Here is a 7,981-nt window from a genome sequence, read left to right on the forward strand (position 1 = left end):
TATTATTTAACCCACTATAGGTATTTTTCTAATCCTATCAACAAATCTTTACAAAGAAAAAACTACCGAGATATATTCAGTAGTTCCTCTTTAAAGTATATTTTTATTTTTTAATAAAACTTTGTTTCGGCCTTCATTTTTAGCTTTATAAAGCTCTTCATCAGCAATTAAATACATATCTTGCGAGCTATTAAAATCTGATATACATCCAAATACTCCTCCTATACTAATGGTTACAGGGTAACACTCATTATTCCAAATATAATTAATACCAAGCTTCTCAATAGAACTTCTAAGCAACTCTGTAATATCTATCACATCCTTATATTCAGTCTCTTTAATAAAACATACGAATTCTTCTCCACCAAATCTTCCAAGTATCCCATTCCTATCTCCCAAAACACTCTTTAAACATTCTGCAATATTTATAAGACATGTATCTCCTTCAATATGGCCATAGTAATCGTTATAACGTTTAAAAAAGTCAATATCTATCATTAAAAGCGCTAAATTAATAGGTCTTTTTTCACTTTCTTCCCACACCTGGTCGATATAATTCTTAACCCCTCTCCTATTAGGTATATTGGTAAGTTCATCAGAGATAGCTTCTACTCTTAAATTTCTATTTGCTTTTTCCATTTTATCAAGAAGTAGGATTTGTAAATCGTTATTATACCTGTTATATATTGAAGAAAATATTAAGTAATATAAAGAGATTATTAAAAAAAACATGATATCCATAAGAATAAAACCCAAAAATGTATTATGTTCTTTTGTTGGACCGAAAATCGCACAAAAGAGAACAAATGAAATAGAAGGAACAGTATAATAAAAATAATTTATTTTACTAGAAAGATTCAACACCATTTTCATCGGCTTTCTAATGTAAAAATAAAATATGCTTAAAAATGGTATGTACATAGAAATATCAATCAAACTTCTAAAAAATACTATATAAGGTGATGCATTAATCAATGCTATATAAGGAGATGCATTAAAAAAAATATTAGATATGCCTATAGCCGCTGATGAAAAAAAGGAGGATATACTCCATATTCCCAACGCTACAAATATTATTTTATAGTATTCTTCTTTAAAAAGAAATAGATCACAAACAATTGCTGTGGAACCTAATAGATATCCCACAAACACATTCATAAATCCCAATCTAGTTATAATAACAAATAATCCAAATGATAAGATAATATTAGTTACCCATGTAAGTATATTGGTGATTTTAGATCTACTAGTTGTCAAAATCATGTATATAAATACAAGATCTAGAAGATAAGAAATTAGCACTGGTATTAAACCCAAAAGTGAATTCATAAGCATCAGTTACTCCTTTAATTAATGCATTTTAAGAATATTTAAATATGAGGTTTATAATATACATATTAATATTACAATAAATACATTACTATTACAATATGTATAAAGTAATTTCACATTCATTAGAATACAATTTAACTAAGAGTAAGTATATTTTTATTTTTCAAAATAACATTGTTTCGTCCTTCATTTTTAGCTTTGTAAAGTTCTTCATCAGCAATTAAATACATATCTTGCGAGCTATCAAAATCTGAAATGCATCCAAATACTCCACCTATACTAATGGTTACAGGGTAACACTCATTATTCCAAATATAATTAATACCAAGCTTCTCAATTGAACTTCTAAGTATCTCCGTAAGGTCTAATACATCATTGAATTTAGTGTCTTTAATAAAACATACGAATTCTTCCCCACCAAATCTTCCAACTATTCCATATCTGTTCCCAAAAACACTCTTTAAAGAGTCTGCAATTTTTTTAAGGCATGTATCACCTTCAATATGGCCATAGTAATCATTATAACGCTTAAAATAGTCAATATCTATCATTAAAAGTGCAGAATTAATGGGTTCTATTTCACTTTCCTTCCACACTTGGCAGAGATAATTCTTCACACCTCTCCTATTAGGTATATTCGTAAGTTCATCAGAGGTTACCTCTACTCTTAAATTTCTATTTACTTTTTCCATTTTATCAAGAAGTAGGTTTTGATTCCCAATATCCTTCTCTAATTGTTCATTTAATTTTGTAATCTTTTCAGCTTCCTCTCCACTAAATAATTTATTAAGCTCAATTTTTATTATTTCAAGTTTATGTGAGACCACCGTAGTTTCTATTTCCTGTTCCATTAAATGATATCTTTTATAAAATTCAAGGGATAATCTAAAATCCCCTTTTCTTTCATAAAATTCAGTTATAATTTTATATATCTTACTTAATTTTTTTCTAGCATTTATTTCTTCTCCATATATAATAGCTTTATATAGATACGATAAGAAAAGTTCTTCGTTTTCAAGCATTTCAAGCTCTGCCATGTTTATTAGTACATCTATTGTAAAAAACTTATTTTCTATCCCCTCTAATTGAGCAAACGCATTGTTATAACACTCTCTTGCCTTATCATATTCCTCTCGGATAAAATGAATTTTCCCTATACTGTTTTGAAGCTCTGAAAGAGCTGTAATATTATTATCTTCAATTAAAATGTCGTAACTTTTTTTATAACATTCAAAGCTGTAAGTGAAATCTTTCTTTCTAAAATATATCTCACCCATGTTTTCTAATATAACTGCTAGGCTAGTCATATAATTATATTTTTCACACAAATTGAATGCTTTATTGTAAAAACTTAATGCTTCTTCAAGGTTACCGGCTTCTTTATAAACCTCACCCATATTGTTCAGCACTTTACTCGTTGTAAGATAATCTTCTGTCTCCTCTAAAAGATGTAATGATCTTAAAAAATTCTCAAGTGCTCGCTCATACATGGCATTATAAAAATATACAATACCTATAAGATTCAAAGTTCCAGCTAATTCTATAGGGTTATCAAAAGTCTTAAATATCTTATAAGCGTCGAAAGCATAATTAAAACAATCATTAAGTTTTGTCATTGACCTACAGGCGAGTGCCATGGCAAACAATGCATAAGCCTCTTCATGACTTAGCTTATTTGCTTTTGCAATATCATAAGCTTCCTTACTCATATCAAAAGCAAGGCTTGGCTGCTTAACTGAAATCTTTTTTGCCTCTTTAATTTTATTCATAACCGCTTCTGCAATATCCATTATAATAATCACCCCCCAGAATATAAAATTATTACGTGGTATTTTTTAAAGCGTTAAGATAATTGCTTTGTCATCAGTTTTTCTATTTGACTCACCGTCATTGGCTTATAATAGTAATAGCCTTGTATTTCATCGCAGTTTTGATTTCTCAAAAAATCAACTTGCTCCTTTGTTTCCACTCCCTCGGCAATTACCTTTAGTCCTAGATTCTTTGCTAATACAATTATAACATTAATAATTGCTTCATCTTTATGATTTATGTTTATTCCTCGAATAAATGACATGTCTATTTTTATTTTATCTACCGGTAATTGTTTAATGTAATTTAGAGAGGAATATTCTGTACCAAAATCGTCTATTGCAATTTTCACTCCAAGCTGTTGTAATTGTTTTAAAGACTCGATTATATATTCTGGTTCCTTCATAATTATATTTTCTGTTATTTCCAATTCCAAATCCTTTGGATTTAGACCTGTTTCTTTTAAAATTTTAGTAATTAATTCGACTATTTTTTTGTTTTGAAATTGATTTACCGAAAGATTAACTGCTATTGGTACATTTAAAATACCCTTTTCTTGCCATGCTTTGCTTTGACTACAGGCACTTCGCATTACCCACTCACCAATTGGCAGTATCAAACCAGTCTTTTCCGCTATGTATATAAACTCTCCTGGATTTACTTTTCCTAGTTCGGTATTATTCCACCTTATTAATGCTTCTAGTCCAATTATTTCACCTGTTATTAAATTTACTTGAGGTTGATAGTATAATTCTAATTCATTGCGCTCTAATGCCTGATACAAATTATTTGTTAACTTCATCTCTTTAACCAAACTCTCTTTAATAATTGTAGTACAGAGCTCAAATTTATTTCTCCCTTTTTCTTTTGCCCTATACATTGCAATATCAGCATTTTTTATTAGTGTATCTACGTCGCAACCATCTATAGGATAAATAGATCCACCAATACTAGTAGTTATAAATAAATCATTACTGTCTATTGTAAACGGCCCTTTAAAAATACTAAGAATTTTTTCTGATACTTCTATAATAGAATGCTCATTTTCTAAATTTTGAATTAGAATAAGAAACTCGTCTCCCCCCACTCTACAAACAGTGTCACTTTTACTAATTGCGTTTGTTAATCTCTTTGAAACCATTTTTAGAAGTTCATCACCCTTATCATGCCCCATTGTGTCGTTTACCCTCTTGAAAGAATCAAGGTCAAGAAATAGCAACCCTAAAGCTTTTTCATTTTGAACCGAATCAAGAATACACTGATTTAATCTATCAACAAATAATCTTTTATTTGGTAATCCCGTTAAATAATCATAATAAGCTAGTTTTTTTACTTTTTCCTCCATCTCTATACGTATATTTATTTCATGTTCTAACTCTTTATTGGCTTTGCTTAGCTCACTAGTTCTGTCCTGGACTTTTATTTCAAGTTCATCGTATGATTTTATTAATTGATTTTGAGCCAGTTTAATTTCTGAAATATCATGAAATATACCAACGCTACCCAATGAATCGCCCCATTTATCTTTTAAAATTGCTGAAGATAAAAGAACCGATAATTTATTATTATTACTTTTAACCATTTCGATTTCAAAACTACTACAATTTGTTAGTTCTGATAATTTTGTTGTTTCTGGGAACAAAGTACTTATGGATTTATCTTTTAATTGATTTCTTTCATAACCTGTTAGTTTAAGTGCTCCGTTATTAATATCTTTTATTATACCCTCATGATTTGCAATAATTAATCCTTCATTCATTATCTTCAAAACCTCTAAAGCAAAGTTCTCAGGATTAAGGTCCATCAGCTTATATTTTTTAATAGAATAACGTATTGCAATTGTTGGTATACCAACTATGATAACTGCAATAGGAGGTATAAGTGGTACTCCTAGCGTCGGAAGAACAATATCTGTTACCCCACCTGCTATTATAGTTATAAAAATTGTTATTAGGATAAGTTTCGCCTGTCTCCTTTCTCTTACTATTTTCGAATTCTTCCACCATTTAAACAGTAAAAAAACAACTGCAATCATATAAGAAAGATAATATATGTTGAAAAAATTTGTCCAAACAAATCCCCTATCCGTTGCTATAATATGAACCCATCCTAAATTTGTTTTTACAAAATCATGTTCCCTTGGAGGTTGAAAAAAATACAAATAAATTGAAATTAAGGCTGGAGAGTAAAAAATTAAATATACAAATTTTCTTTTAAAAAAGTCATCATTGCCTGTTAAAACGATAATATAATGCAAAAGCACACAATGAACCGTTGCCCATAAAAAAGTGGAATAAATATGAAAAAAGCTTGCCGTCTCAGCATCAAATGCACTATTTTTAAGTGTAAACATAAACGCCCAAAAGGCTAAATACATGCTTAATACAAAAAATATCCTGTTTAATTTATTCTTTGAATCATTCAGTAATGTAGATATACCGATAATCATATATGTCATCCCGCACAGAAAATATAAGGTGGTGAAAATAATCATCTCGTAATCGCCTCCAGACACTCTTATTTATATATTTAATTATTCTACATATTTTACATTTCCCCTTTTTATTTTAAATTATATGATAAAATTGGTCGATTTTGTCTATGCATGTCTTTTTAAATTAAAAAAAGGCAACCGAGTTGACCGCCCTTACTATTACAAATATCTTTTCTTCTTCAATCTTAAAATAGAATAATCCATTGCTTAATACAAAACCACCGAATTATTATTTTCTAATCGGTGGTTTCATTACTATACTACAATTTTATTTTAAATTTCTTTATTTATAACTCCATCTCTTAGGATTACAACATTTTTAGGCGCATCAATTGATACTCTGATGGTGTGGTCCTTAACTTTTATAAATTTGATTATAATATCATCGTTAAATGTAATTTTTTCACCTGTTTTTATCCCTAGTACAAGCATTTAACATCCTCCTTGACAAAAAATTTCATTGATTATCCCAATCAATTTCTATCAGAATGTTATCATAAAAACAACTAAGTAAATGTATATTGTAATAATCCGCTCGTTAAATGTATAAATTACTACATTTTTTTTAGAAGATAGTCAAAATGCTGTTGTCTTATCTGCGAGATATTATAACTTATAGGTATTTTTATTTTGTTCTCCATAATAAAACTACTATCTTCTATCTTTAAAACATTTTCCATATTAACACAGTAACTCTTATGACACCTCATAAATCTTTCATCTGTAAGTTTAAGACAAATTTCATCTAATTTATCATAAAATGCTAAAGTACCATTATTCTTCGTATGTAAATGAACCCGCCTTTTTTCACTTTCTAAAAATGTAATATCACTAAATTTAATTTTAAAATTTCCTTGCTTATTTTTAATGGCCACATAATTATTGTCTTTATTTATGCTTTCAATTGCTTGCGACAAAGCATCCCATAATTTATGTTTATCAACTGGTTTTAATAAATAATTGAAAGCTTTAACTTCATAACTGTCAATAGCATGTTCCTTAGATGAAGTTATGAAAATAATTCTACACTCTTTATCATATTCTCTGAGTTTTTTTGCAGTTTCAATTCCATTAGAAAACTCCATATAAACATCTAAAAATACTATATCTAAATCTACACTATTCTTTGAGTTACTTATATACTCTATTAAATCGTCCCCATCGATAAAGCTGATGACTTTATAAGTTTCAGACTGTTTTCTCATATATTCCTTAACCATACAAATTAAAACTTCAGTTTCCACTATATTATCATCACAAACCACAATATTTAAAATATTAATCACCTACTTCTTGTTTAAAATAGATTTATGCCTAACTTACCTCTGTTAAATTATATTATATTTAATATAATATTGCTATATAATATTGTATTATTAAAGCATTTATTGTAGAATTAATGAGTATATTGCAATATTCATATATAAACAATCTTAAAATGCAATTTTTAATACTAAAGGAGCAACTGATGCTTATGAATTCACTATTTGGTTTAATACCAGTGCTAATTTCTTATCTTCTAGATCTTGTATTTATATACATGCTTTTGACAACTTGTAGATCTAGAATCGTAAATATACTTACTTGGGTAACTAATATTATCTTATCATTTGGATTATTCGTTATTATAACTAGATTGGGATTTATGAATGTGTTTGTGGGCTATCTATTAGGTTGCACAGCAATTGTTTGTGATATATTTCTTTTTAAAGAAGAATACTATAAAATAATATTTGTATCATTGGGAATATGGAGTATATCCTCCTTTTTTTCATCCGTAGCTATAAGCATATCTAACCTTTTTTTTAAGGCATCACCTTATATTGTATTTTCAAATCCATCACATAACGTAGTGTTTTTTAGATGTTTGGTTGATATTTTCATGTATATATCATTTATATATTTTTTTTATCTTTACCTTAGAAAGCCTATGAGAAAGGTGTTAAATCTTTCTAGTAAAATAAATTATTTTTATTATACCCTTCCTTCTGTTGCCTTTGTTTTCTTTTGTGCGGTTTTTGGTCCAACAAAAGAACATAATACATTTTTGGGCTTTATTCTTATGGTTATTATGTTTTTTATAATAATCTCTTTATATTACTTAATATTTTATTCAATATATCATACCTATAATAAAGATTTACTTGAAATCAGACTTGATGCTGCCAGTAAACAATATGAAACGCAAAAGGAATATTATAAACTACTTAATTATGACATAGAAAAATCCAAGGCCCATAAACATGATATTCACCATCATTTAAATACTATTTCTACATTAACTGCCAATAAAGATTATGATACTCTTGAAAAATACATGTCAAAATTGATGTTTGTAGATAAGGA

General features: G+C 28.2%; 6 protein-coding genes. 1 reads left to right on the forward strand and 5 read right to left on the reverse strand.

Annotation, left to right across the window (positions count from 1 at the left end):
* Nucleotides 1–90: 90 nt before the first annotated feature.
* The 5 genes from JJE11_RS10135 to JJE11_RS10155 form a co-directional block, all read right to left on the reverse strand.
* Nucleotides 91–1,329 (reverse strand): GGDEF domain-containing protein, encoded by a 1,239-nt coding sequence (locus JJE11_RS10135; protein ID WP_291635171.1) that lies wholly within the window; start codon nucleotides 1,327–1,329, stop codon nucleotides 91–93.
* Between the two features lie 137 nt (nucleotides 1,330–1,466).
* Nucleotides 1,467–3,122, reverse strand: a complete 1,656-nt coding sequence (locus JJE11_RS10140) for a tetratricopeptide repeat-containing diguanylate cyclase (RefSeq protein WP_291635173.1) — start codon at nucleotides 3,120–3,122, stop codon at nucleotides 1,467–1,469.
* Nucleotides 3,123–3,175: 53 nt separating this feature from the next.
* Nucleotides 3,176–5,590, reverse strand: coding sequence for an EAL domain-containing protein (locus tag JJE11_RS10145; protein WP_291635175.1), 2,415 nt, complete (start codon nucleotides 5,588–5,590; stop codon nucleotides 3,176–3,178).
* Nucleotides 5,591–5,908: 318 nt separating this feature from the next.
* Complete coding sequence (locus JJE11_RS10150; protein ID WP_291635177.1) at nucleotides 5,909–6,067, reverse strand: carbon storage regulator; 159 nt, start codon at nucleotides 6,065–6,067, stop codon at nucleotides 5,909–5,911.
* Nucleotides 6,068–6,189: 122 nt separating this feature from the next.
* Complete coding sequence (locus tag JJE11_RS10155) at nucleotides 6,190–6,921, reverse strand: LytTR family DNA-binding domain-containing protein (RefSeq protein ID WP_291635179.1); 732 nt, start codon at nucleotides 6,919–6,921, stop codon at nucleotides 6,190–6,192.
* A 188-nt stretch (nucleotides 6,922–7,109) separates the two neighbouring features.
* On the opposite strand from JJE11_RS10155, the gene JJE11_RS10160 reads away from it, so the two are divergent.
* The coding region (locus JJE11_RS10160; protein WP_291635182.1) for a hypothetical protein at nucleotides 7,110–7,981 on the forward strand (872 nt) is incomplete at its 3' end.

The organism is Clostridium sp. (assembly GCF_016650095.1).
Classification (GTDB): Bacteria; Bacillota; Clostridia; order Clostridiales; family Clostridiaceae; genus Clostridium_AD.

What these genes read in the sequence shown, in the direction of transcription:
- JJE11_RS10150 (WP_291635177.1), bottom strand. Translation starts at nt 6,067, where the DNA reads ATGCTTGTACTAGGGATAAAAACAGGTGAAAAAATTACATTTAACGAT.
- JJE11_RS10140 (WP_291635173.1), bottom strand. Translation starts at nt 3,122, where the DNA reads ATGGATATTGCAGAAGCGGTTATGAATAAAATTAAAGAGGCAAAAAAG.
- JJE11_RS10135 (WP_291635171.1), bottom strand. Translation starts at nt 1,329, where the DNA reads ATGAATTCACTTTTGGGTTTAATACCAGTGCTAATTTCTTATCTTCTA.
- JJE11_RS10145 (WP_291635175.1), bottom strand. Translation starts at nt 5,590, where the DNA reads ATGATTATCGGTATATCTACATTACTGAATGATTCAAAGAATAAATTA.